Annotated in this window: 24 protein-coding genes; 10 read left to right on the forward strand and 14 right to left on the reverse strand. The window is 61.9% G+C overall.

The window, feature by feature from the left end:
- Positions 1-8: 8 nt before the first annotated feature.
- Positions 9-1,430 carry a ribosome biogenesis GTPase Der gene (gene der / locus OU993_RS22085; RefSeq protein WP_268161064.1) on the forward strand — a complete coding sequence of 474 codons (1,422 nt, stop codon included), beginning with the start codon at positions 9-11 and terminating at the stop codon, positions 1,428-1,430.
- A 30-nt stretch (positions 1,431-1,460) separates the two neighbouring features.
- Here the strand turns inward: der and OU993_RS22090 are convergent, their stop codons facing one another.
- The 4 genes from OU993_RS22090 to OU993_RS22105 form a co-directional block, all read right to left on the reverse strand.
- Positions 1,461-2,525 carry a glycosyltransferase family 4 protein gene (locus OU993_RS22090; protein WP_268161065.1) on the reverse strand — a complete coding sequence of 355 codons (1,065 nt, stop codon included), beginning with the start codon at positions 2,523-2,525 and terminating at the stop codon, positions 1,461-1,463.
- Between the two features lie 87 nt (positions 2,526-2,612).
- Positions 2,613-3,125 (reverse strand): hypothetical protein, encoded by a 513-nt coding sequence (locus OU993_RS22095; protein WP_268161066.1) that lies wholly within the window; start codon positions 3,123-3,125, stop codon positions 2,613-2,615.
- 153 nt (positions 3,126-3,278) lie between these two features.
- A complete protein-coding gene (locus OU993_RS22100; protein WP_268161067.1) occupies positions 3,279-3,860 on the reverse strand; it encodes an ADP-ribosyltransferase domain-containing protein in 582 nt (193 codons plus the stop codon).
- Between the two features lie 67 nt (positions 3,861-3,927).
- On the reverse strand, positions 3,928-4,839 hold the full coding sequence (locus OU993_RS22105) for a sugar kinase (RefSeq protein ID WP_268161068.1): 912 nt from the start codon (positions 4,837-4,839) through the stop codon (positions 3,928-3,930).
- Between the two features lie 187 nt (positions 4,840-5,026).
- Between OU993_RS22105 and bglA the strand changes: the two genes are divergently transcribed.
- Positions 5,027-6,676 carry a beta-galactosidase BglA gene (bglA, locus tag OU993_RS22110; RefSeq protein ID WP_268161069.1) on the forward strand — a complete coding sequence of 550 codons (1,650 nt, stop codon included), beginning with the start codon at positions 5,027-5,029 and terminating at the stop codon, positions 6,674-6,676.
- Positions 6,677-6,685: 9 nt separating this feature from the next.
- Here bglA and OU993_RS22115 read toward each other — a convergent pair whose 3' ends face one another.
- Positions 6,686-7,576: an AraC family transcriptional regulator gene (locus OU993_RS22115; protein ID WP_326493864.1), complete on the reverse strand. Its 891-nt coding sequence runs from the start codon at positions 7,574-7,576 to the stop codon at positions 6,686-6,688.
- 238 nt (positions 7,577-7,814) lie between these two features.
- Here OU993_RS22115 and OU993_RS22120 point away from each other — a divergent pair, with 238 nt between their 5' ends.
- From OU993_RS22120 to OU993_RS22130, 3 genes are read left to right on the forward strand one after another with little or no spacing between them, the layout of a single operon-like run.
- Complete coding sequence (locus OU993_RS22120; RefSeq protein ID WP_268161070.1) at positions 7,815-7,952, forward strand: hypothetical protein; 138 nt, start codon at positions 7,815-7,817, stop codon at positions 7,950-7,952.
- A 54-nt stretch (positions 7,953-8,006) separates the two neighbouring features.
- The gene (locus tag OU993_RS22125; RefSeq protein ID WP_268161071.1) at positions 8,007-8,282 is read left to right on the forward strand and encodes an Atu4866 domain-containing protein; all 276 of its coding nucleotides are present in this window, start codon (positions 8,007-8,009) and stop codon (positions 8,280-8,282) included.
- Between the two features lie 59 nt (positions 8,283-8,341).
- Positions 8,342-10,135 (forward strand): M23 family metallopeptidase, encoded by a 1,794-nt coding sequence (locus OU993_RS22130; RefSeq protein ID WP_268161072.1) that lies wholly within the window; start codon positions 8,342-8,344, stop codon positions 10,133-10,135.
- Positions 10,136-10,137: 2 nt separating this feature from the next.
- Here the strand turns inward: OU993_RS22130 and ade are convergent, their stop codons facing one another.
- Positions 10,138-11,832 carry an adenine deaminase gene (gene ade / locus OU993_RS22135; RefSeq protein ID WP_268161073.1) on the reverse strand — a complete coding sequence of 565 codons (1,695 nt, stop codon included), beginning with the start codon at positions 11,830-11,832 and terminating at the stop codon, positions 10,138-10,140.
- A gap of 241 nt (positions 11,833-12,073) precedes the next feature.
- Here ade and OU993_RS22140 point away from each other — a divergent pair, with 241 nt between their 5' ends.
- Positions 12,074-13,363 carry a hypothetical protein gene (locus OU993_RS22140; RefSeq protein ID WP_268161074.1) on the forward strand — a complete coding sequence of 430 codons (1,290 nt, stop codon included), beginning with the start codon at positions 12,074-12,076 and terminating at the stop codon, positions 13,361-13,363.
- Between the two features lie 91 nt (positions 13,364-13,454).
- On the opposite strand, the gene OU993_RS22145 is transcribed toward OU993_RS22140, so the two are convergent.
- On the reverse strand, positions 13,455-14,561 hold the full coding sequence (locus tag OU993_RS22145; RefSeq protein ID WP_268161075.1) for an ABC transporter substrate-binding protein: 1,107 nt from the start codon (positions 14,559-14,561) through the stop codon (positions 13,455-13,457).
- 309 nt (positions 14,562-14,870) lie between these two features.
- On the opposite strand from OU993_RS22145, the gene OU993_RS22150 reads away from it, so the two are divergent.
- A complete protein-coding gene (locus tag OU993_RS22150) occupies positions 14,871-15,302 on the forward strand; it encodes a thiol-disulfide oxidoreductase DCC family protein (protein ID WP_268161076.1) in 432 nt (143 codons plus the stop codon).
- Positions 15,303-15,317: 15 nt separating this feature from the next.
- Here OU993_RS22150 and OU993_RS22155 read toward each other — a convergent pair whose 3' ends face one another.
- The 6 genes from OU993_RS22155 to OU993_RS22180 all read right to left on the reverse strand — a co-directional run bounded on the left by OU993_RS22155 (position 15,318) and on the right by OU993_RS22180 (position 20,235).
- A complete protein-coding gene (locus OU993_RS22155) occupies positions 15,318-15,638 on the reverse strand; it encodes a hypothetical protein (protein WP_268161077.1) in 321 nt (106 codons plus the stop codon).
- Between the two features lie 454 nt (positions 15,639-16,092).
- Complete coding sequence (locus OU993_RS22160) at positions 16,093-16,404, reverse strand: ArsR/SmtB family transcription factor (RefSeq protein ID WP_268161078.1); 312 nt, start codon at positions 16,402-16,404, stop codon at positions 16,093-16,095.
- A gap of 98 nt (positions 16,405-16,502) precedes the next feature.
- The gene (locus OU993_RS22165; protein ID WP_268161079.1) at positions 16,503-17,255 is read right to left on the reverse strand and encodes a HugZ family pyridoxamine 5'-phosphate oxidase; all 753 of its coding nucleotides are present in this window, start codon (positions 17,253-17,255) and stop codon (positions 16,503-16,505) included.
- Positions 17,256-17,259: 4 nt separating this feature from the next.
- Positions 17,260-18,309, reverse strand: a complete 1,050-nt coding sequence (gene choV, locus OU993_RS22170; protein ID WP_268161080.1) for a choline ABC transporter ATP-binding protein — start codon at positions 18,307-18,309, stop codon at positions 17,260-17,262.
- On the reverse strand, positions 18,306-19,151 hold the full coding sequence (gene choW, locus OU993_RS22175; RefSeq protein WP_268161081.1) for a choline ABC transporter permease subunit: 846 nt from the start codon (positions 19,149-19,151) through the stop codon (positions 18,306-18,308). The genes choV and choW overlap by 4 nt, the downstream gene beginning before the upstream one ends.
- Before the next feature lie 184 nt (positions 19,152-19,335).
- On the reverse strand, positions 19,336-20,235 hold the full coding sequence (locus OU993_RS22180) for a choline ABC transporter substrate-binding protein (RefSeq protein WP_442793032.1): 900 nt from the start codon (positions 20,233-20,235) through the stop codon (positions 19,336-19,338).
- Positions 20,236-20,503: 268 nt separating this feature from the next.
- Here OU993_RS22180 and OU993_RS22185 point away from each other — a divergent pair, with 268 nt between their 5' ends.
- The 3 genes from OU993_RS22185 to OU993_RS22195 are packed head-to-tail and all read left to right on the forward strand — an operon-like array spanning position 20,504 to position 23,021.
- Entirely contained in the window at positions 20,504-20,959 is a 456-nt protein-coding gene (locus OU993_RS22185) for a pseudoazurin (RefSeq protein WP_442793025.1), read from the forward strand.
- 46 nt (positions 20,960-21,005) lie between these two features.
- Positions 21,006-21,857 (forward strand): hypothetical protein, encoded by an 852-nt coding sequence (locus OU993_RS22190; RefSeq protein WP_268161083.1) that lies wholly within the window; start codon positions 21,006-21,008, stop codon positions 21,855-21,857.
- Between the two features lie 33 nt (positions 21,858-21,890).
- The gene (locus OU993_RS22195) at positions 21,891-23,021 is read left to right on the forward strand and encodes a DUF2333 family protein (protein WP_268161084.1); all 1,131 of its coding nucleotides are present in this window, start codon (positions 21,891-21,893) and stop codon (positions 23,019-23,021) included.
- A gap of 15 nt (positions 23,022-23,036) precedes the next feature.
- On the opposite strand, the gene OU993_RS22200 is transcribed toward OU993_RS22195, so the two are convergent.
- Entirely contained in the window at positions 23,037-23,435 is a 399-nt protein-coding gene (locus OU993_RS22200) for a PAS domain-containing protein (protein ID WP_268161085.1), read from the reverse strand.
- Positions 23,436-23,544 lie beyond the last annotated feature (109 nt).

Genomic DNA, 23,544 nt, shown 5'->3' on the forward strand with positions numbered 1-23,544 from the left:
ACCCCTCCATGAGTTTCACCGTCGCCATTGTCGGGCGCCCCAATGTCGGCAAGTCCACGCTGTTCAACCGTCTGGTTGGCAAGAAGCTGGCGCTTGTCGATGACACGCCGGGGGTTACGCGCGACCGTCGCCCAGGTGACGCGAAGCTTGTGGATCTGCGTTTCCGCATCATCGATACCGCCGGTCTCGAAGAGGCCGGGCCCGAGACGCTCGAAGGCCGCATGCGCGCCCAGACGGAAAAGGCCATCGACGAGGCGGATCTGTCGCTGTTTGTCGTGGACGCCAAGATGGGTCTGACGCCGGTCGACCAGTCGCTGGCGGAAATGCTGCGCCGGCGCGGCAAGCCGGTGGTGCTGGTGGCCAACAAATCCGAAGCGCGCGGCTCCGATGGTGGCTTTTATGACGCCTATACGCTGGGGCTCGGCGAGCCTGTACCGATTTCGGCCGAACACGGCCAAGGCATGATCGACCTGCGCGATGCGATCGTCGAGGCGATCGGCCCGGAAAAGGCCTTCGGCGACGACGAGGACGACGAGGCGATCACCGACATCGATGTGCGCTTCTCGGACGACGAAGACGACGAAACCGAGCCGGCCTATGACGACACCAAGCCGCTGCGCGTTGCGATCGTCGGCCGTCCGAATGCCGGCAAGTCGACGCTGATCAACCGTTTCCTCGGCGAGGACCGGCTGCTGACCGGTCCGGAAGCCGGCATTACCCGCGATTCCATTTCGGTCGAATGGGACTGGCGCGGGCGCACCATCAAGATGTTCGACACCGCCGGCATGCGCCGCAAGGCGCGCGTGCAGGAAAAACTCGAAAAGCTGTCGGTTGCCGATACGCTGCGCGCCATCCGTTTTGCCGAGACCGTCGTCATCGTCTTCGACGCCACCATTCCCTTCGAAAAGCAGGACCTGCAGATCGTTGATCTTGTGCTGCGCGAGGGACGCGCCGCCGTTCTCGCCTTCAACAAGTGGGATCTGGTGGACGATCCGCAGGCGGTGTTGGCGGATCTGCGCGAAAAGACCGAACGGCTTCTGCCGCAGGCGCGCGGCATCCGTGCCGTGCCGATTTCCGGCCAGACGGGTTATGCGCTCGACAAGCTGATGCAGAACATCATCGACACCGACATGGTGTGGAACAAGCGTATCTCGACCGCCAAGCTCAATCGCTGGCTGGACGGCGTGCAGGTGCAGCATCCGCCACCGGCAGTCTCCGGCCGTCGCCTGAAGCTGAAATATATGACGCAGGTGAAAGCCCGCCCGCCGGCCTTCATGATTTCCTGCACGCGCCCCGATGCCGTGCCGGAATCCTATCTGCGTTATCTGATCAACGGCCTGCGCGCCGATTTCCAGATGCCGGGCGTGCCTGTTCGCATCCATCTGAGAGCGGCGGAAAACCCGTTCGAGAACAAGCGCAAAAAACGGTAAAACGCACCGGGCGCATGCTCTCCCTTCGATTTACGACGGTAGTGCGGCGCGAAAATTGCGCTTGCGGCCGGGCAGGGCCTTTTTGCCCTGGGCGATCAGCACATTGTTGAGGAACTGTTTCGACGCGGCTTCCCAGGTGAAGTTGCGCGCCAGGCGGCGGGCATTTTCGCGCGGGCAGGAGAGCGCGTCGAGGCAAGCCTGGCGGAGGTCTTCGTTGAGCGCGCCAGCGCCGGACCCCTCTTCGATGATATCGACCGGCCCGGTGACGGGAAAAGCGGCCACCGGCACGCCACTTGCCAGTGCTTCGAGGATCGTGTTGCCGAACGTGTCGGTCTTTGACGGGAAAACAAAGACATCGGCCTGGGCATAAGCGCGTGCCAGATCCTCACCGGTCTTCATGCCGGTAAACAGGACGTCCGGATAACGCCGCTGCAGGGCTTCCCGTTCGGGACCATCACCGACCACGACTTTCGAACCCGGCAGGTCGAGATCGAGAAAGGCCGGCAGGTTCTTTTCCACCGCAATGCGGCTGACCGTCATGAAGATCGGCCGCTTGAGGCCAAACGGTTCCTCTTCCAGCGGACGCGGATGAAACAACGTCTGGTCGATGCCGCGGCTCCAGCGCAGGAGATTTTTCAGGCCGAGCTTGGAAAGTTCGCGTTCCAGGCTTGCGGTTGCCACCATGCAGCCATTGCCGGCATTGTGGAACCAGCGCACGAAGGCGCGCATCCAGCGGATCGGCACCGGAAAACGCGCCGCCACATATTCGGGAAAGCGCGTGTGATAGCTGGTGGAGAAGGGCAGGTCGTTCTTCAGGCACCAGCGGCGGGCGAGAAGCCCGAGCGGTCCTTCGGTTGCGATATGCACCGAGGTCGGCCCCTGGCTTTCCAGCAGTTTTGCAACAGCGGAATAACTGGCAACCGAAAGCCGGATTTCCGGGTAGGTGGGGCAGGGGACGCTCGCGAAATTCTGCGGCGTGATCATCGACACCTCGACACCCATCCGCGTCAGTTCGCGGTTGGTGTTCTCGATGGAGCGAACCACGCCATTGACCTGCGGATACCAGGCATCGCTCACGATGGTGATTCTGGTCATGCACCCGACCCTCGCTTGTATCGGAAACGACTCAACCGCCGTCCCCGCAACGCCGCCCTTATCGGCGATCCGTGTTACACGGTGATGTCAGGGGCGGTTGCGCGATCCGTTGATTAGCCTCTGCTGTTCGGACGAGATTTTATCCGCTGCCCGGGCTTCGTTCAGGGCGTAGTCAAGCCATTGGAGTCTTTCAAGCAAAGGATCGACCAGACGTGCAGGCTGGCGAAGTTCATGCTCACTCGCCCAGCGCAGAACCGCCTTGAGTTTTTCGTTCAAAACTGCGGTGAGACGCGCGAACCATGCAAGCGCATAGGCTTCCGCAGGATCTTCGTCCAATCCCGCAAGCCAGCCGCCAAGCTTGCGTAGCTCTTCGACTTCTGCCGTATCCACGTCATAGATGGGGCCGCCGGTTGCCCGAAACAGCAGAGGCAGGGCAGACTGGACGGCGTCCACCACGGAACGGCTTTCCATTGCGAGACCTTGGATGCGTGCGCCATAGGCCATGGAGATCGGGTATTCGGCAGCGGCTTTCACCGCGTAGGTTGAGATCGCATGAAGCGACAGCAGGATGCCGTGAATGTCGTCGGCTGTATCGGTCATCGGCAAGGATCTAAGATCGGCGATGACACTGCCTGTCGACCGCAGAGGCGCATCTTGGCGCAGGGCTTTGGTCTCCGCCTTGCCCTTCGCCTCGAGAAGGATGCGCGCATCCTGCAGAAGCTCTTCGTCTGTCGGCTGATGCGTCATCGCACACTAGACCTCATTCAAGATCACTATAACACCATCTTGGGTCTCATCCAAACGAGACACCCGGAAGCGCGTATTCGGTTGGAAAATCACTTCGTCTTCATCGGGATTGGCCGAGAAGTGACCGATCCGGCGACCTGTTTTGCTGCGCAAGGTCAGCCAGTCACGGCCGCCGAAGAGATTCAAATCGCTCCTTGTCGTGCAACTCAGGAAACCGGCATCCGCGAAACTGCCGGCCCTTACCTCTTCCAACATGTCCGCTGGCAGGTTTGTTCTGCGATGCACCGGACCCGCCCAAACGGGCAGTTCGTCTAGGGCCGCGATGAGTGTGAAGATCAGTGCATCCAGCGGTTCCACCGCAGAGGTTTCCCGGGCACGAAACCGCAAATGCTTGTTGATACGCTGGAAAACCGTCAAACCCTCTCGTTTCCGGCTGATCGTGTAGGCACGCAGGCAGATGATCTGCGGTTTCGTCAATCCATTCAGCTGCGCCGAAGCCAGAACGGGCTCGGAATTTCCCGATTCCAGCAGTTCATAAGCTGCGGCATCGCCCAGACAGTCACACAAGCCGTCATACCAGGTTGCCACACAAATTGTTCCGATTGCATCCTATGGATGATCGGATTGGCGGCTGCCTCTTGTCAATCAGCGATCGTCACCTTGGCAACAGCGCAAAATCAATCAGCGCGCCGTGATGGGCGATGACGACGGAGGCTACGGCGGCGCCGTGGGCGGCGGCTTCCGGCAGGGAGCTTCCGGTCATCAGCTTGCCGATCAGGCCGCCGTTAAAGCTGTCGCCGGCGCTTGTCGTGTCGACCAGGCTTTCCGGCCGGGCGGCCGGCACGAAGATGGTCTGACCGTCCTCGCCGACAGTTGCGCCTTGTGCACCGCTCTTGACGATCACCTGGCGTGCGCCGAGCGACTGGTAGCGCTCGATGCTGGCTGCCACGTTCTGATCGCCGAAATGGGTGTTTTCGTCGTCGAAGCTGGGCAGCACGATGCTGGCGGCGCGGGCACCGGCGCTGATCGTGTCCAGCATGACCTCGCGGTTTTCCCAAAGCCGCGGGCGGATATTGGGGTCGTAGGCGACCGTCTTGCCGGCGGCCTTGGCGCGGCGCAGTTCCGACAGAAGGGTTTCGCGCGCCGTTGGCGTCAGGATCGCGAGCGTGATGCCCGAGAAATAGACGACATCCGCCGTCTCGATCGCCTGGCGCAGATGATCGGCATCGTCGGCCAGCGCGCGGGCAGCCGAGGTGTCACGCCAGTAGCTGAAGGTGCGCTCACCGTCCTTCAGGGAAATCAGGTAGAGGCCGGGCGTCTTGCCGGGCATGCGGCGGATCTGCTCGGTGCCGATACCGGCCTTTTGCATGAAACCCAGCATCTCGTCCGAGAGCGCGTCGTCGCCGAGGCAGGTCAGGTAGTCGACGGCAATGTCATCCGGCAGGCTGGCGCGTAAATACCAGGCGGTGTTGAACGTATCTCCGGCAAAACCCTTGCGCAGCAGGCCATTGCCCGCCTGCGACAGTTCCACCATGCACTCGCCGATCGAGAGAATGCGTCTTGTCATCGGATATTACTCTCTCCTTCTGCCCCGCAAGCGGCATAGGCCGAACCGCAGTCCAAGGCAAGCCGGAGGTCGTGCACTCACGTCATTCCCCCGGCCGATCGACTGATCAGGTTCTTCTTCATTTGTCTTTTGCTGCAAGGTCACTAGGTTGTCGTCTGGACAGAAACACAGATGGAGCGAAGACGGCATGGCAACGGGAACGGTACGCAAGGGCGATCCGAACTGGTGGCGCGGCGCGGTGATCTACCAGGTCTATCCGCGCTCTTTCCAGGACACGTCCGGGGACGGCATCGGCGATCTTCAGGGCATCACCGCCCGCCTGCCGCATATCGCCTCGCTCGGCGTCGATGCCATCTGGCTGTCGCCCTTCTTCACCTCGCCGATGGCGGACATGGGCTATGATGTGTCCGACTATTGCAATGTCGATCCGATGTTCGGCACGCTGGCCGACTTCGATGCGATGATGGCCGAATGCGAGCGCCTGGGCCTCAAGGTGATCATCGACCAGGTGATCTCGCACACCTCCGACCAGCATCCCTGGTTCGTCGAAAGCCGGGCAAGCCGCACCAATCCGCGCGCCGACTGGTACATCTGGGCTGATCCGAAGCCGGATGGCACGGCGCCCAACAACTGGCTGTCGATCTTCGGCGGCCCGGCCTGGGAATGGGATGGCGTGCGCAAGCAGTATTACATGCACAACTTCCTCTCTTCGCAGCCGGACTTGAACTTCCACAATCCGGATGTGCAGGATGCCGTGCTGGCGACGGTGAAGTTCTGGCTGGACCGCGGCGTGCATGGTTTCCGCCTCGACACCGTGAACTATTATTTCCACGACAAACAGCTGCGCAACAATCCGCCGATGGTCTACGATCCCGACTCGACGGGGCTCGAGACGGATACCAATCCCTATTCGATGCAGCATCATCTCTACGACAAGAGCCAGCCGGAAAACATCGACTTCCTGAAGCGGTTGCGCGCATTGCTCGACCGCTACGATTGCCGCACGACGGTGGGCGAGGTGGGCGATGCGGATCGTTCGCTGACGACGCTTGCGATCTATACCAGCGGCAATGATAAGCTGCACATGTGCTACACCTTCGACCTCCTGAGCCCGCGTTTCACGGCCGATCATATCCGCGGCGTGGTGTCGAAATGCCAGGAGATCGTCACGAACGGTTGGGTCTGCTGGGCCTTTTCCAACCATGACGTCGTGCGGCATGTCTCGCGCTTCATGCAGGCGCCGGAGGAGCGCGAGCCGATCGCCAAGATCGCCATCAGCGTTCTGTCTACCCTGCGTGGTTCGATCTGCCTCTATCAGGGGGAAGAGCTTGGACTGCCGGAGGCGGAACTTTCTTTCGAGGACCTGCGCGATCCCTACGGAATCCGCTTCTGGCCGGCTTTCAAGGGTCGTGACGGATGCCGTACCCCGATGGTCTGGGAGGCGGATCAGCCGCTCGGTGGGTTCAGTGCCGGACCGAAAGCCTGGCTTCCGGTGCCGCCCGAGCATCTGCCGCTTGCCGTCAGCGCGCAGGATGGGATCGAAACCTCGATCCTCGCGCATTACCGCGAGACTCTTGCCTTCCGCCGCGCGCATGGGGCGCTGCTGGACGGTGACATGACCTTCCTCGACACACAGGCCGATCTTCTGGCCTTCGTGCGCGAAAAGGGTGGCGAACGGCTGCTTTTTGTCTTCAACCTCACCCGCGAGGCGCAGGATTACCTGCTTCCGGTGTCGCTTGCCGATTGTTACCCGCTGCCCATGCCGGGTTACAATCCGCCGGTGGAAGACAAAGTGGTGCGCCTCGCGCCGTTCGACGTGTTCTGTGCCCGTCTCTGACGGTGCGGTTCAGGCGGAGGCCGGCGCATAGGCGGCCGGCTCTGCCTTCAGCCGCGACACATCCTGGATCGGTGGTGCACCGAACAGGCGCCGATATTCGCGGCTGAACTGCGAGGGGCTGTCATAACCAACCCGGTGGGCGGCACTGGCTGCATCCAGCGCTTCGGCGAGAATGAGGCGGCGCGCCTCCTGCAGGCGCAGCTGTTTCTGGTATTGCAGCGGGCTCATCGCCGTCACTTCGCGGAAATGTTCGTGCAGCGAGGACGTGCTCATGCGCGCCTCGCGGGCCACCTGATCGATGCTGAACGGGCGGTGATAGTTCTGCCGGATCCAGGCGATCGCCCGGTTGACCTGCGACAGCCGGCTTTCCGGCATCAGCATGCGCCGAAGTTTTGCCGCCTGGTCGCCGCGCAGCAGCCGGTAGAGGATCTCGCGTTCGATGAGTGGCGCCATGACGGGAATATCGTCCGGCGTATCGAGCAGGCTGACGAGACGCAGGGCGGCATCCACCAGCTTCGGATCGGTGCGGCTGAGGCAGATGGCCTTGCCGCAGCTTTTTGATGGCGACGCGGAGGATGAGGCAATCGGTACCTCCATCACCAGGGCTGCCAGCGCGTTCATGTCGAGATCGAGCTTCAGGCTGAGATAGGGGACGCCCGGGCTTGCCTCAAGCACCTGGCCGGTGACCGGTAGCTCGGCGGAGGCGATCAGATGGCGCGCCGGCCCGTATTCATAGACCTCGTCCGCCAGCACGACCTGTTTCGATCCCTGTGCGATCAGGCAGAGCGCCGGCTGTTGCACGCCCTGCATCGGTTCGGTCGGTTTCGACATGCGCACCAGGTTGAGGCGCGGAATGGCAGTCTCCACCACTCCATCCACCTCGGTGTGTTGTGCAATCAAGCGAGAAAGATCCTGCAATTGCTGCATCATCCTGCCTTTCCAATTCCTTCCAATGGCCTGGAAAACCGGGCCTTGTGCAGTGTCAATTATCAGCCGCGGCCCGATGATGCCAGTGGAATTGCGCAAGCTCCGGATTTTTGTGCAATCATCTCGGAGTCCTGATCTACCGCGTCTGCGGTTTGCCTTGGCATATTGCCCCTGCAACGCAAAACGCACATTCCATAGAAAGGAGACGGAGATGCAACATTTCCAGCGGCTACTCGAAAGCCCATTCAACTGGGTGGTCCATTTGATCGAAACGACGAAGACGCAGCACCGCATGTCCGTCGAGCGTCGCAAGCGCGCCGAGCTTCGCCGTCGATATATGAACGGTTGAGCTTTCCTGAAAGGGGCGGGACCGGTGGTTCCGCCCGGATTGCTGCCGATTATCATGCAATCCATTCCCATCATGTCCATGCAGGAGAGATCCATGACCAGCCATGCCTATACCGGGCTGTGGATAACCGACGACGGTTTCATTCGCCACGAACTCTTGCCGAACGGCCGGTATGTCGAAGGCCGGGGTCATCGGGAACGTGCCTATCAGGGCCGTTACGAGATCCGCGGCAACCAGATCGACTACAAGGACGACACCGGCTTTTCTGCCGATGGCGAGTTCCGTAATGACATTCTCTATCATGCGGGCATGGTGCTTCGGCGCGGTTGACACATTTTCGCCACGTAACACGATAACGTCTGCCGGGACTTCAAACGGAGCTTCGGCGGATGGCGATAGCGGCACTTCACGCAGGATCGGACGACGCGGATTGCCGGTTCGGTGCCATTCATCCTCGCCAGCATGTGATTGCTTACTCCGTCCGCGCGCATTGGCGCATTTCGCTGGCACTTCTCCTGCTGGCGGCGGGTTCGACCTGTCTTCTGACCGAAACGATCACCCATTCGGTTGGCCATCTGCCGAAACCGCAGAAATCGGTGGTTCTTGCCCGAAGCCGGCGTCAGCCTGTGGCCACACCGAAGGCCGGGCGTGTCTGGATGCCGGAGATTTCCAGCGCACCGCGCAAGCTCGATCTGATCGAGCGCATGGATGACGGCTCGCTTGCCCATTCCTCCTATTTTAATGTCTCGCTTGATCTCAGCGCTGCCGACGAGAAGGCCTCTCCGTTGCTTGCCGCCTATCAGGATGGCCGCAGCGAGGATGATCCCTTCGGCCTGGTGCTGCGCGCCTCGCACGGAGACGGGAGCGCAGCGAATGCTCCAGCCGATGTCGCGACGAAACAGCGACGTTTGGGCCCGGTGCTGGGCGAACCGATCAATGTGAGTGTCGCGCCGGTCAAGCCGGCCGGTGCGGTGCGACGGCTCGTGTCCATGCCGGCCCACGACGAACCTCTGATCAACATCGAGGGTGCCGTCGATATTCCCGCGCAGGAATTTGCCGCACTGGCGGCCGATCTGGGTGCCGGCAGCGTCAAGGCGGGCGAGGAACTCGATCTTCTGGTGCGCGAAGGTCGGGAGGGGTCGGATAGCCTGCAGATCATCTTTGTCCGGCACAAAAGCAGAAACGGAACGGAACGCCTGCTTGCCCGGCGCGACAACGGCCATTTCCAGGCGGTGAGCGACCGCCGGCTTTATGATCGTCTTCTGGCCGAAGCTCTCGCGGCGGAAGACGCGAAACGCTCAGCCAAAAGCACGGCCAAGCCGCAGGATGTGAAGGCGCTGTCGCGGGCGCAACAGGATTATCCCAAACTGGTCAGCCACCTTCGGCACTCGAATGTTCCGTCACGGGTCGGCGTGCAGGTCGTCGATCTCCTCCGCAAGAACGGCATCCAGTGGGAGGGCGAGGAAAAGGAGCCCGTCATCGATGTCGTGTTCCGCAAGACGGAGGATGGCCTCGAAGATCTCGTCTCGGTGGCGGTGAACGAGGGCGGACATGTCCGGCACTTCTACCGTTACGCCGCCTCGGACGATGGAGAGGTGGAATATTTTGATGACCGGGGCCGGTCCGTGTCCAAACAATTGATGCACAAGCCGGTGCCGGCCGGCAAGCTGGGCGATGGTTTCGGCTGGCGTGTGCATCCCATTTTGAAGGTGCGCAAGTTCCACAATGGCGTCGATTACCGCGCGCCGCAGGGATCGCCGATTCTGGCGGCTGGCGATGGCGTTGTGATCAAGATTTCGTCGGAACCCGGTTACGGCAAATATGTGCGCATCCGCCACGATGGCGGTTATACCACCACCTATGCCCATATCGCCGGAACGCCGAAGGGTCTTAGCGTTGGCCAGCATGTGTCGCAGGGAGAGGTGATCGCCTATGTCGGCTCGACGGGCCTTTCGACCGGGCCGCACCTCTATTACGAATTGCGGGTCGGCGATCGTTATGCCGATCCGACCAAGGCGCAAATGTCGGCCGGCACGACACTGAAGGGGCGGGCGCTCGACGAGTTCCAGTCGCAGGTGAAGCGGGTGGAATCGATCGCCAATGCCATTAAGACCTCCGCCACTTCTGCGGCGGAGGCGGTTGCCCAGGCACTGCGGCCCGGGGCACGCCAGAGGGCTGACTAGGCTCAGTCGAGCAGCCGGAACTGGTCCACGTCCACCATGCCCATGTCGGAAATCTTCAGGTGCGGAATGACCGGCAGCGGCAGGAACGCGACCTGCAGGAAGGGTTCCGCCAACGTAGTTCCGAGCGCATAAGCCGCTTTCCGCAGGCTGGTCAGCGTGTCGCGTACCACCTCATAGGGTTCAAGGCTCATCAGGCCCGCGACCGGCAGGGCGATCTCGCCGGTGACCTTGCCGTCCTCGACCACGACGAAACCGCCACGGATCTCCGACAGGCGATTGACGGCAAGCGCCATGTCATCCTCGTTTACGCCGACGACGCAGATATTGTGGCTGTCATGGCCGACGGTGGAGGCGATCGCCCCTTTCTTCAGGCCGAAACCCTGGACAAAACCATTGGCATGGTTGCCGTTCTTGCCGTGGCGTTCGATGACGGCGACCTTGATGATGTCGTTGGCGAGATCGACGCTCGTCTGGTTGCCGGCCGACGGCAGGCGGTAACGGCGATGTTCGGTGATGATCTTGCCCGGCAGCACGCCGATCACCGGCAGTTCCTCGCTTTTCACCGGCACGGCAAAATCCGCCGCCTTGACGAGGCGCGCCTTGACGCTATCGAGGCCGACCGGTTCGACCGGCTCGCGAGTGGCAAAGAGCTCCGGTGTCACGCGCCGGCCTGCGGCAAACACCATCTCCGCCTTGCAGTTTTCCAGGCTGTCGATGACCACCAGATCGGCGCGCCAGCCGGGCGCCACCAGACCGCGGTCGCGAAGCCCGAAGGCACGTGCGGCGGAAATCGAGGCGGCGCGGTAGATTGCCAGCGGCTCGACGCCATGGGCAATCGCCGTGCGGATCATGAAATCCAGATGGCCTTCCTCGGCGATATCGAGCGGATTGCGGTCATCGGTACAGAGCGCCAGATAGGGCGACAGGCGCTCGGTGATGATCGGCATCAGGGCGTGCAGGTCCTTGGAGACGGACCCTTCGCGCACCAGGATATGCATGCCCTTGCGGATTTTTTCGAGCGCTTCGGTGGCACTCGTTGCCTCGTGTTCCGTGCGGATGCCGGCGGAGAGATAACCGTTCAGCGCCTGACCGGAGAGCAGCGGTGCGTGGCCGTCGATATGGCCGCCCTGGAAGGCCTCGAGCTTGGCAATCGCCACCGGGTCCTTGTGGATGACGCCCGGAAAATTCATGAATTCGGCAAGCCCGATCACCTTCGGATGGTCGCGGAAGGGCAGAAGCCGCTCGATCGGCAGGTCGGCACCGGAGGTTTCCAGATGGGTGGCCGGCACACAGGAGGAGAGCTGGACACGCATGTCCATGATCGTCTGCTCGGACGAATCGAGGAAAAACTGGATGCCTTCCGTGCCGATGACATTGGCGATCTCGTGCGGATCGCAGATCGCGGTCGTCACACCATAGGGCAGCACGCAGCGGTCGAATTCGTGCGGGGTCACCAGCGAGGATTCGATGTGCAGATGTGTGTCGATGAAACCCGGCACGACGATCTTGCCGGTGATGTCGATGACCTCGCGCCCCTGGTAACCCTCGCAGGTGCCGACGATCGTCTGGCCGCAGATGGCAATGTCGGAGGCGACGAGTTCGCCGGTCGTCAGGTCGAAAAAGCGTCCGCCCTTCAGAACGATGTCGGCCGGTTCGCGGCCCGTGCCCTGGTCGATACGTCGTTCAAGATCGCTCATCGTGTCGGTCTCCGATTCATGCTGACCGCACAGTAACCGTGTGCGGTGCGGCACGGAAGGGCATAGCTCAATGCCGGGCCGAGAAGGCGGGCTCACGCTCTGTATGATTTGCGGGTGCCGGCAAATTTCCATCAGCACCGATCGCCCGCGCCGTTTGTCGAATTTTTGTCATCTGGTCGGCGTAGCGTCGTTTTCGCAACCAGAGGGGGAATGTTCATGGATATTTACCAGCAGATCTGGAATGCCGATCAGGCGGGCAATGGCGTGGAAACCCATTCTGCCCGGGCAGACCGGCGATGAGGAGCGCGGTTATGTCCGCGTCAACAATAGCGGCAGCCGCGACGATACGCGGGTGATCGAAGCGGTCAAGATTCCGCCGTCCAAACGTTTCACCTATGAGCGGGTGCTGGCGCTGTTCGACAATTATGCGCTGGACGAGCAATCGCCCGAAATTGAAACGCCGGAGGAACGCCAGGAAATCCACGATCTTCTGGAAGCGGTCCTCGATACGCCGCCGATGCAGATCGCCCGCGAATATGTGGCACAGGCAAGCGGCAGCATCATCTCGCGTGACCGCTGGTATGGCGTCCTGCTGGAGCACTGGTTTCGCTCCTTCTCGCAGAAGGGCGATCCCGCGCTGACCGGTTTCGAACATGTGTTTGTTGGCGAGCAGGAGGGGGCAAAGGTTCAGGGTTACCACTTCTGGTACAAATATTACCTGGATGACGGCATGGCGACGGAAATCGACCGCCAGCGGTTCCCGGGTTTTGCCGATGACCGCATCGTCTACATTCGCGGGCTCTACGACGACGGCCAGACATCCTTTCCGGAATCGGTGACGATTTCCTATCGATGGAATGCGCCGGATTACGAACGCTGGACGAAAGAAGGTGATCCACAGGCCATCATCCGCCCGCTGACCAAACCGAAGGGCGGCTTTTTCGTGGGCTGCAGCGTCGAGGGGCTGATGGCGATCGGTTCGGTGCGTGCACATCTTGGCGCCCGCGCGCCGAAGGAGGCTGTCATCAATGGTGCACGTTACGATCTCAAAGTGTTTCGAAGCGCCAACGAACAGCATATCCGCACATTCTACCCGGTCTTCATGGGACCGGCTGGCACCGGTCCTGCACCGGACGCGGGAAGTGTAACGCCCTCCGGTCCGCAGCGGCCCGATCCGGCGCGGCCACCGGTGCCGCCCGTCATCGACAGTCCGGTCCGGATCATTGCCGCGCTGGTCAACCCGGTCGGGGACGATCAGGGCCATGAGACGGTGACGCTGATGAACACAGGCGCCCGGGCGCAATCGCTCGAAGGCTGGTTCCTGGTGGACAAAGCCGGACTGCGTTTCGGCCTGTCGGATGTGACGCTTGCCCCCGGTATTGCCCAGACCGTGCGGCTGCCGGTGAAATCGATCCAGTTGTCGAACAAGGGCGGGGAGATCCGCCTCGTCAACCGAGACGGCCATACGGCGCATCTCGTTCATTATTCCAAGGCGCAGGCCAAGGATCAGGGAAGGACCATTCTCTTCTAATCCCGCCGCGACCAGCGCATCGCCTCTTCGGCGCAGAAAACATCGTGCCGGGCAGATCATTCTGCCCGGCCTTTCGATCTTTCGGCGGTGCTTATTCCACCGGAACCATCTTGCCGTCCTTCCACTGGAAGAGGGCAAAGGTCTGGGAGGTGAGGTCGCCGGTTTCGCCATAGGTCAGATCGCCGATGACGGTCTTGACCGGCTCTCCGGATTTCAGCGCCGTCGCCACGGCGGTCGCATCCTCGTCAGTGCCCGCCCGTTCGATGCCGGCCTTGATGACTTCCACGGCCGCATAGGCATTCAGCGTGAAGGCCTCCATCGGAATGTTGCGGGCGGCAAGCGCGTCTGCGGCGATCTTGGCATTCGGGCCCTTGCTGGCATCGGCGGCGGTGGTGAAGATCGTGCCGTCGGCGGCAGGACCGCCAATGCTGGCAAGCTCGGTGTTGGACAGACCGTCGCCGCCGATGAACAGCGGCTTGATGCCGAGATCGGCAAACTGGCGCACGAGCAGGCCGGCTTCCGGATGATAGCCGCCAAAATAGACCACATCGATGTTCTGCGCCTTGATGCGGCTGGTCAGGGCGCTGAAATCCTTGTCGCCGGGGGTGAGTGCCTCGTTGAGGACCTCTTTGACGCCGCCTTTGTTCAGCGCCGCCTTGAAGGCGTCGGCGAGACCTTTGCCATAGGCGCCTTTGTCGTTGAGGATGGCGATCCGCTTGTCCTTGGCGGTTTTCAGCAGATAGGCGGCGGCCACTTCTGCCTGCTGGTCATCACGGCCGCAGGTGCGCAGAACGGTCGGCAGGCCGCGGGTGGTCAGTGCCGGCGTGGTTGCCGTCGGGGTCACCATCAACACGCCGTTTTCGGCCAGTGCATCGGAGGCCGGCATGGCAACGCCAGACGTGACGGGGCCAACGACGAAGCGGATGCCGTCACCGATCAACTGGTTGGCGGCGGACACGCCCTGTTTCGGTTCACCGGCATCATCGGCAATTTTCAGGGTGATCTTTTCGCCCTTGATACCGCCGGCCTTGTTGATGACGTCGATCGCGGTTTCAACGCCGTTCTTGACCTGGTTGCCATAGGCGGCAACGGGGCCGGTTACTGGCGCGATCAGGCCGATGACGATATCCGCCCGCGCAGCGGATGCCAGGGACAGGGTGGCAAGGGCGGTGGCGCCCAGCAAAGTTCTGAGGTTCATGTGGCTCTCCTTGGGTGGCCGATGCGGGTGCAGGGCCTTTGCGCGCCGCGCAACAGCTACCTTTGCCGACGTCCTGCAGAACAGGATGTGCCAAGCGGCGAAAGGAATGCGCGGTCGATGCCGGTCGCGCCATGTTTGGCTGCGAACCGTCTCAAATGTTTAGAAATTTGCCCGGGCATGCGCAAGGAAATATCCGATTCGGCATCATTTTTGTGCAGATGCCTATGTCAAAACCTCTCTTTCCGTAAGATTTGGCTGTTTGACCGTGATCCGTGCGGTGCAGAAGGGCCTCTCCTTGCGGTTGCTCCTATGCGTCTCTATCTGCGGAGAATGGAACAGGATCTCGACATCGGCCCGGTCATCGTCTTCGACGGCGATTGTGTGCTGTGTTCGGCGAGCGCCCAGTTCGTGTTGCGGCATGATCGGGCGGCGCGCTTTCGGCTGGCGGCCATGCAGAGCCCTGCAGGCGCAGAACTTGCGCGTCGGCACGGCATCAACCCGGAGGAACCGCAGTCGATCGTCCTCGTCGCAGGACCAAAGGCGTTCACCGACAGCGATGCCATCATCGCGATCGGGCAGGGGCTCGGCTGGCCGTGGAAGGCCGTGTTGGCGCTGCGGATCGTGCCGAAGCGGCTGCGCGATGCCGCTTATCGCTTCATTGCACGCAACCGCTATCGGCTGTTCGGCCGGCGCGATGGCTGTTTTGTGCCCGCGCCGGAACACCGCTCCAGGATCCTTTGACGGTCAGGCCCGGGCTCAGTTCGACGGTGGCGTCACTTCGAAGGAAAAACCGTCGCGGCTGCAGCGGCGCACCTGTTCCGGCCCGCTTCGTCGATCACGTTCGGCACCGGGCCGTTCCCAGGACATGCGAGTGACCGTGTCGCAATCAAAACCGCTGTCCGGCAGGTCCGGTTTGGTGGCCTCCTGTGGCGGATGTGCACTCGGCGGCTTGAAGGCCTGGGATTTCTGCGCGTCTCCCTTGCCGGCGTTGCCCCAATCGATCGCATTGGCATGGGATATGGCAAGAGTGGTCAGCGCGGCGCAGACCAGCGCCAGCCCTGTCATCATCTGTTTCACGGATCTGCGGCTCCTTGACCTCGTTTTCCGGTTGCGTTGTCAGATGGTCCCCGCGGCATGGAAGAACAGGATCGCGCAGAGGTCAAGCCTCGACGCACCAGGGTCAGGCGGAGGGGAACCGGAGCCGGGGATGTCAGGGGACGCGAGCCAACTGTCGTTTTAAGAGCCAGAGGGGTGTGCCGGTCCGTCTGTCGTCGTAATGGCCGCAGAGGCGGCAATGTGGCAGAAGTCTTTGATTTTGAATGCTGGCTTCGCATCGTTCGACCGGAGGCCGGTCATCGTGGTGACCGATCGGTCCGGCGCCAGCGATCACGCACCGTCCCTTCGGCTGTTCTATTGCCGAAGGTTTCCGGCAGGACGAGGTGCAAGATAAAAAAGCAGGATGAACACACCTTGGGTATGCGTCCTTCCTGCTTCCTTCAAGTCCCGGATCAGCGCGATGATTGCGCTGTCATCAGGCCGCAGATTTTGCCGGCTCTGCTTCGCAGTACAACTCTTCCAGAGTTTCGAGAACCTTCATGACGGATTCGGCAGAGCTGGAATAATAGATGGTCTGGGCGTCGCGACGCGTGTTGACCAGCTTCTGAGCCCGCAGTTTGGAAAGATGTTGCGAGAGTGCCGACTGGCTTAACCCGACCTTCGTTGCGAGTGCGCCTACGGCAACCTCGCCCTTGACCAGGCAACACAGGATCATCAGCCGCTTGGGATTGGCCATCGCGGACAGCAGATTGGCTGCGGCAGCCGAGTGCTCAGTGAGTGTTGTCATTTCTTGTTCCTCAGTCGTCCCCTAGTAACACGTTACCGGTTTGGGAGCGGTAACAATGTATCACAAATCTAGCAAGTCGCAGTAAGGATTGTATATCCCTAAATTTTGCGTATCCGGTATACAGCGTCAAGTATTTGTGCAAGCTGGGCTTCTACTGGCAACGGTTCGGCCATTCCGAGTAGAAATTCGTACCGGAATGATACACTTCCGCTGACCAAGTTGAAGCCGGCTGGATCCAGCCCTGCCAAATGGTAGCCTGACGCCTTCGGAGCGCCAACCACAGCAGCAAGCTGAGTCGCATCCCGATACTTTATCATAATATCTTCTTCCAGCCGCAGCCAGTCCTCCGGGGCGCCTGGTACAGGGATTTTGAAGGCCTCGCCGTCGAGCACATAGGCCCGGCCGAACCCTCCGTTGAGCGAGGCGTGCTGCGGCTCCAGCCGGAAGAAGCTGAAGTCGGGAAAATCGATGTAGAGGGAGGCCTTCGGGTGCCGGTTGAGAAAGCGCTGCCGCGCCCTTTTGTGCTCCGGCGTGTCGCGCGCCACCTGTTTTGCCGTGGCGAACAGGGTGATGCGCGGGTGGGCGAGCGGATCCCCCTTGCCGACCTCGCCGGCGAGCAGCGAACAACGGGGATCGGCGATCAGGCTTTGTGTGTGCGAGGCAAGCGCCGACACGAGGATCAGCGGCGTGCCATCGAGATCGGTCGCCATCAGGGCCCGGCTGACCGCAGGGAAGCCTGAGTCCCGGTCCTGCACGGCAAGCGAGACGAAGCGGGCGGAGCGAACGAGCTTGCGGGCAAGGCTGAGGCCATCGGGATCTAGCTCCCGCAAGACGTTCTGCTTTTCTGTCACGGTTTCACCCTTCGCGGCGCCGGTGACGGGTCAGACCGGCGATGATGTCGTCTGCACCGATGGTGCCGATCACGGCGCCGTTGTCAACGATGCCGATGACGCCCGGTTGTCGCGCCAGTGCGTCCATCACGTCGATCAGCGGCGTTTCCCGGCGTGCTGTCGCAGTCACCGGTGCCTGGGCGGTTTCGTCCGCACCGGCACGCATGATGTCGCCGGCCGTCAGCATGGTGATCGGGTTCAAGTGCTGGACGAAATCGGCAACATACTGGTCGGCCGGCTTCTGGACGATCTCCTGCGGCGTGCCGCACTGGACGATACGACCGCCTTCCATGATGGCGATGCGGTTGCCGATGCGGAAGGCCTCGTCCAGATCGTGGCTGACGAAGAGAATGGTCTTCTTCAGCCGGCTCTGGAATTCGAGAAGCTCATCCTGCAGACGCGTGCGGATGAGCGGGTCGAGCGCCGAGAACGGCTCGTCCATCAGGAGGATCGGCGCGCCGGTGGCAAAGGCACGCGCAAGCCCGACGCGCTGCTGCATGCCGCCGGACAGTTCGCCCACCTTGCGGTCTGCCCATTGCGACAGGTTCACAAGTGCCAACTGCTCGGCAACCTGTGCCTTGCGCTCCTTTTCGGGCACGCCCGCCAGCTCCAGCCCGAAACCGACATTGTCGGCGACCGTGCGCCAGGGCAAAAGACCGAACTGCTGGAAAACCATCGAGACCGTGTGCATGCGCAGGTCGCGCAGCACTTTCTGCGAACAGCGGTAGGGATCGACCGCACCGCCCTTGCTCATGACGGTCACGGAGCCACGCACCACTGGTGCCAGGCCGTTGACGGCTCTGAGCAAGGTCGACTTGCCGGAGCCGGAAAGCCCCATCAGCACGAGGATCTCGCCTTCGCGAATGGTGAGCGAGGCTTTCGAGACGCCAAGCACGAGGCTGGTGGCCTTGCTGATCTCGTCGCGGCTTTTGCCGTCATCCATCATGGCAAGGGCGCGATCCGGCTGGTCGCCGAAAACGATATCGACGGCGCCGAAGATGATTGCATCCGTCATGCGCCTTCTCCTTCGCTGTCGGCCCGGAACATGCGGTCGAGGATGATCGCCAGGATGACGATACAGAGACCCGCCTCGAACCCGCGTGCGACATTGACGGTGTTGAGGGCCCTGACCACCGGCACGCCGAGGCCATTGGCGCCGACGAGGGCTGCGATCACCACCATCGACAGCGACAGCATGATGGTCTGGGTCAGCCCCGCCATGATCTGCGGCATGGCAAAGGGCAATTCCACCTTGCTCAGTACCTGTGCCGGCGTTGCGCCGAAGGCAACGGCGGCTTCGGTCAGCGCGGAAGGCGTCGAGATGATACCGAGACGGGTGAGGCGGATGGGCGCTGGAATGGCGAAGATAACGGTGGCGATCAGGCCAGGCACCATGCCGAGACCGAAGAGGATCAGCGCCGGAATGAGATAAACGAAGGTCGGGATCGTCTGCATCAGGTCGAGCATCGGACGCAGAAGCTCGTAGAGCCATGGGCGGCGGGCGCAGGCAATGCCGACCGGAACGCCGATCGCCATGCTGACGGCGGCCGCGGCCACGACCAGCGCCAGCGTTTCGGTCGTTTCCTTCCAATAACCTTGGTTGATGATGAAAAGCAGTCCGAGACAGGTGAAGACTGCGACGCCCGCCGAGCGGCGAAAATACCAGGCGATGCCGGTGAAGGCGGCCACCACCGCAAGCGGATGCGGCCACTGGAGAACGAGGAGAAGCGCATCGATGATGTGCTTGAGGACGGTGGAGAGCCAGTCGAAAAACCAGGCGCCGCTGAGGGTCAGCCAGTCGACGAAGTGTTTGGCCCAGATCCCGACCGGGATTTTGTGGTCTGTCAGAAATTCCAAAGGACGTCTTCCCGTGTTGGACAGATTGCGCGGGAGCGGCATGAGCTTTGCCGGAGGCAGGACTCAGCGCCTGGCGAATGCAATCGTGCGAGCGCATTCCCCGCACGGCACCAATCAGCACGGAACGGACGATCGCCTCCGCAATGGAAAGCGACCGCCCCGGTTCCGCACGGGCCTTGTCCCCTTAGAGACCGAGCTTTGCCTTGACCGCAGCCAGTCCATCCTTGCCGTCGAGCGTGGTGACGCCCGCAAGCCAGGGGGTGACGGCCGAGGGATTGTCCTTCAGCCAGGAGAGGGCCGCCTTCTGCGGGTCCTGGCCGTCGTTCAGGATCTTGCCCATGATGACGTTTTCCATGGGCAGGCTGAACTTCAGGTTGGTGATGAACGTGCCGACATTCGGGCAGTCCTTGGTGAAGCCGGCGCGGACATTGGTGTAGATCTGCGCGCCGCCGAAATCGGGGCCGAACACCTCGTCGCCGCCGGTCAGATAGGTCAGCTTGAAGTTCGCGTTCATCGGATGCGGTTCCCAGCCGAGGAAGACGATCGGCTCGCCGGCCCGGTCGGCGCGGGCGACCTGCGCCAGCATGCCCTGTTCGGAGGATTCGACGAGTTCGAGCTTCTTCAGGCCGAAACTGTCCTTGGCGATCATGTCGAGGATCAGACGGTTGCCGTCATTGCCGGGTTCGATGCCGTAGATCTTGCCGTCCAGCTCCTTGGCGTGGGTGGCGATATCCTTGAAATCCTTGATGCCGAGCGCGGCGCCCTTGGCATTGGTGGCAAGCGTGTATTTGGCGCCCACCAGGTTCGGGCCGAAGGATTCGACCGACTTGTCGTTCAGGAAGGGACGCACATCGGCTTCCTGCGTCGGCATCCAGTTGCCGAGGAAGACGTCGATATCCTTGTTCTTCAGCGACTGATAGGTGACCGGCACCGACAGAACCTTGACTTCGGGCGTATAGCCGAGTGCATCGAGGAGCACGGCTGCGGTCGCCGTCGTCGCGGTGATGTCCGTCCAGCCCACGTCCGAAAAACGAACGGTGCTACAGCTTGCCGGATCGGCGGCCAGCGCCTGACCCGTGGCCATCGCGGTGATGAGAGCCGCGACCGATAATTTCAGCGAAGTCGTTCCTGGCATGAGATTGCTCCATTTTTATGTTCCCCGGCCATTATCAATATATGGAAAGGGCAAGCAAGCACGCCTATTCGCGCCGGAAGATAGGGGGTGTTTGCGACAATGTGTCCAAAATGTGGTTTGACTTCGGTCAAACCATAAGCGTTGGCGGCAGCGTATCAGCAGGTCCGAAACAACAGTGACGACCGCACGAGGCGGTGCGTCCACAAGGAGCCTGACGATGAAATGGACGACCCTGATTGCAGCCGGCGTGATGATGGCCGGCAGCGCCCTGTGCGGTACATCTGCCGCTGCCGCAGAGTTTGAAGTCAAGATGCTCAACAAGGGGTCCGATGGCGAGGCCATGGTGTTCGAACCGGCTTCCTTAAGGGTTGCCGTGGGCGATACCGTCCGTTTCCTGCCGGTCGACAAGGGGCATGATGCCGCTGCGGTCAAGGAACTCATTCCCGAAGGTACGGAGGAGTTCAAGGGCAAGATGAACCAGGAACTGGTGGTGACCATCACCAAGGAAGGCGCCTATGTGATCAAGTGCTCGCCGCATTGGGGCATGGGCATGGTGGCGCTGATCGTGGCAGGCGAGGGCGCGCCGGCCAATCTGGAGGCCATCAAGACGGCGAAGATGGCCAAGAAGACCCGCGAACGCCTCGACAAGGAGATCGCCGCGCTCGGTCTTTGAGCGTTTGCGCAGTTGCCTCTGTGCTTTATGAGGCAAGTCTCCTACATTGATCCCACGCGGCGACGAGGGGGCGGTGATGGGCGGACAGGCGCTGACGGATGGCACGGCGGTTGGCGAGACACTGGCCGCCCTGCGTGCCAGATTGTCGATGGTGGTGAGCCGTCTGCTGACCGGCGGGCGGCTCAGCGGTCGTCTTGTCCGCCACGATCTGCTTGACGGGGCGCATGAGGAGATGGACCGCGTCGCGATCGAAGCGCGTCAGGTGGAAAGTCAGCTCGTCCGGCGCATCTTCGATATGGATCAGGAGACGCAGCGGCTCCTCGCCTCGCTGCAGCAGCAGACGGAGACGGCGCGCCGCTCCGGATGGCGTGCGCGTTTCGGCCTGAAGAGACCGGAGCGGATGGATGCCGAGGCGGATCGCCGCGCGCTCGTTGCACTGGTTGCCCTGGTGCGGGAAACCGACACGATGCTGGGGGCCCTGGAGGACCATCGGAGCGTCCTGCGAACGCTGCTTGTCGAGAGCGAACAGGCGCTGGACGAGGCGCTCATGCGCCTGCGCTCGCTTGCGGCAAGGCCGGAAGGGGATCACATGACGGAGGGCCTGCAGCCGGCCATCGATCTGCTGCAGGAACTCGTCGACAGGATCATCGGGCTGATCGGTGCCGTCAGCCTGCTGATCAACAAGCTGTGGATCGATGCGGAGGAGCAGATCATCGCCCTGTCGGGACTGAAGCTTGTCCTGAACGATGCGGAGGAGAGCCTGCCAAGGCTTGCCGAGCTGTTTCGGCGGGCGGAACGCGGCCTGCTCAGCGTGCGCGGATTGTCTTCCCGCCAGGAGCGAATCAACGACGCGTTCCGCTTTCGGCTGAACGCGTCTCGACAAGCCGCCACAGGATAACTACGTGGAAGGCGGTCTTTGGAGGGCCTGTTGATGATGGATGTCGTTTCCGCCTTTTTCCGCCGGGCAGGCGCTGCCGTGTGGCGGGCTCTTCAGCTTGGATTTGCTGCCATCGCCTGGCCGTTCATGGCGGCCCATGGCTGGTATCGCCAGCGCCATCTGATGATCAAGCTGCCGGTCGCGGCGGCGTTGCTGTTCCTGGTCGGGCTCTACGGTTATTTCATCTGGCAGACGCAGGTCTGGACCGGCTTCGACCCGAACTTCACCGACCGCTACCAGCTCTCCGAACGGACAGTCGCGGCCGGCCAGCCGCTTGCGCCGCAGACGGCGTCCGCCAGCGATCCGGTCCGCAGCTGCCAGTCCTCCGCGATCGTCGATACGGTCGCCGACCTGACGGACCAGAACGTCAACCAGAATGCCTGGATTTCCTCCATGCTGCTCTACCGTCTCGGCCTGTTCGGCATGGACTGGGACCGCACGCCGTTTCTCGACAACAAGGCGTCCTTCCAGCGCGGGGTGAACCAGGCGGTGCGGCGCACGGCAGTCGAACTCGTCGATACGCTCGGCCGGGTGCGTGGCACCTCCGGCATCAACAACGATCTGCAGGATGCGCGCGGAAACCTGCAGTTCGACGAATATTCGTGGTATTTCGGCCTCGATCCCTTCGGCTTCAAGACGCCGACGCCGAGCTACTACCGTGCGGCGATCAACAGCCTGCGCAAGTTCAACGTCGATCTGGCCGCCTGCAACGCGCTGTTCGATACCCGCGCCGACAATCTGGTGCAGTTCGTCGACCGTATCGCCAATGATCTCGGCTCGACCTCGGCGATCCTGCGGGAGCGTTCGGAAAATCACAATGCCGGCTGGTTCGACACCCGGGCCGATGACCGGTTCTGGTTCGCCTATGGCCAGCTCTACGGGTATTCGGCCGTGCTGTCCGCTGCCGGTGCAGACTTCGCCCAGGTCATTCGCGAGCGCAATCTCGGTTCGCTCTGGGGCGAGACGCTGTCGCAGTTCCAGGCGGCGCTTCGCATCCAGCCCGCCATCATCTCGAACGGCAGCGAATCCGGTCTGCTCATGCCGACGCATTTGGCGACGATGGGGTTCTATATCCTGCGCACCCGTTCGAACCTTGTCGAAGTGCGTCAGGTTCTCGACCGCTGAGAGGCGCCGGAGCGGTCAGTGCTCTGTCATCAGCCGGTGCATGCCTTCGCACCGGTGCGGCACAACCTCCCAGGTGATGCCGACGACCTCGCCGCTCGTGCCTTCCTTCGCGCGGAAACGGCCGGTCGAGCAATACCAGCGATAGCTGTCGCCCTCTTTGCGGATGCGGTGGATCTTCTGATAGGACATCGGCTGCGCGGATGCACCTTCGTGCGCTTCCATGACGCGGCTCAGATCGTCGGGATGAAGCCTTGCCGAAATCTCCATCATGTTCACAGGCCCCTCGGTCGAGGGCAGGCCGAAGAAGCCGAGAAGCGTCTCGCAGAAATAGGTATGGCCGGTATCCAGATCATGCCGCCAATAGCCTAAGGCATTAAACGTCGAGAAAATCTCGACCACATCGGCGTCCGTCATGTCAAACGGTCGTTTTGCGGCTTTTTCATCCATCGATCGAACACGACATGTGTTCTTGACGCAACATGCCGCTCCCTCACTCGCACTTCAGCTACCTGAGCGGATCGAG

The organism is Rhizobium sp. SL86, from assembly GCF_026672545.1.
In the GTDB taxonomy this organism is placed as follows: Bacteria; Pseudomonadota; Alphaproteobacteria; order Rhizobiales; family Rhizobiaceae; genus Neorhizobium.

What these genes read in the sequence shown, in the direction of transcription:
- OU993_RS22200 (WP_268161085.1), bottom strand. Translation starts at nt 23,435, where the DNA reads ATGACGGACGCCGATGTGGTCGAGATTTTCTCGACGTTTAATGCCTTA.
- OU993_RS22140 (WP_268161074.1), top strand. Translation starts at nt 12,074, where the DNA reads ATGCCGATCAGGCGGGCAATGGCGTGGAAACCCATTCTGCCCGGGCAG.
- OU993_RS22095 (WP_268161066.1), bottom strand. Translation starts at nt 3,125, where the DNA reads ATGACCGATACAGCCGACGACATTCACGGCATCCTGCTGTCGCTTCAT.
- OU993_RS22195 (WP_268161084.1), top strand. Translation starts at nt 21,891, where the DNA reads ATGATGGATGTCGTTTCCGCCTTTTTCCGCCGGGCAGGCGCTGCCGTG.
- OU993_RS22185 (WP_442793025.1), top strand. Translation starts at nt 20,504, where the DNA reads ATGAAATGGACGACCCTGATTGCAGCCGGCGTGATGATGGCCGGCAGC.
- OU993_RS22160 (WP_268161078.1), bottom strand. Translation starts at nt 16,404, where the DNA reads ATGACAACACTCACTGAGCACTCGGCTGCCGCAGCCAATCTGCTGTCC.
- OU993_RS22180 (WP_442793032.1), bottom strand. Translation starts at nt 20,235, where the DNA reads ATGGCCACGGGTCAGGCGCTGGCCGCCGATCCGGCAAGCTGTAGCACC.
- OU993_RS22125 (WP_268161071.1), top strand. Translation starts at nt 8,007, where the DNA reads ATGCAATCCATTCCCATCATGTCCATGCAGGAGAGATCCATGACCAGC.
- der (WP_268161064.1), top strand. Translation starts at nt 9, where the DNA reads ATGAGTTTCACCGTCGCCATTGTCGGGCGCCCCAATGTCGGCAAGTCC.
- OU993_RS22150 (WP_268161076.1), top strand. Translation starts at nt 14,871, where the DNA reads ATGCGTCTCTATCTGCGGAGAATGGAACAGGATCTCGACATCGGCCCG.
- ade (WP_268161073.1), bottom strand. Translation starts at nt 11,832, where the DNA reads ATGAGCGATCTTGAACGACGTATCGACCAGGGCACGGGCCGCGAACCG.
- OU993_RS22105 (WP_268161068.1), bottom strand. Translation starts at nt 4,839, where the DNA reads ATGACAAGACGCATTCTCTCGATCGGCGAGTGCATGGTGGAACTGTCG.
- OU993_RS22120 (WP_268161070.1), top strand. Translation starts at nt 7,815, where the DNA reads ATGCAACATTTCCAGCGGCTACTCGAAAGCCCATTCAACTGGGTGGTC.
- choV (WP_268161080.1), bottom strand. Translation starts at nt 18,309, where the DNA reads ATGACGGATGCAATCATCTTCGGCGCCGTCGATATCGTTTTCGGCGAC.
- OU993_RS22130 (WP_268161072.1), top strand. Translation starts at nt 8,342, where the DNA reads ATGGCGATAGCGGCACTTCACGCAGGATCGGACGACGCGGATTGCCGG.
- OU993_RS22090 (WP_268161065.1), bottom strand. Translation starts at nt 2,525, where the DNA reads ATGACCAGAATCACCATCGTGAGCGATGCCTGGTATCCGCAGGTCAAT.
- bglA (WP_268161069.1), top strand. Translation starts at nt 5,027, where the DNA reads ATGGCAACGGGAACGGTACGCAAGGGCGATCCGAACTGGTGGCGCGGC.
- OU993_RS22145 (WP_268161075.1), bottom strand. Translation starts at nt 14,561, where the DNA reads ATGAACCTCAGAACTTTGCTGGGCGCCACCGCCCTTGCCACCCTGTCC.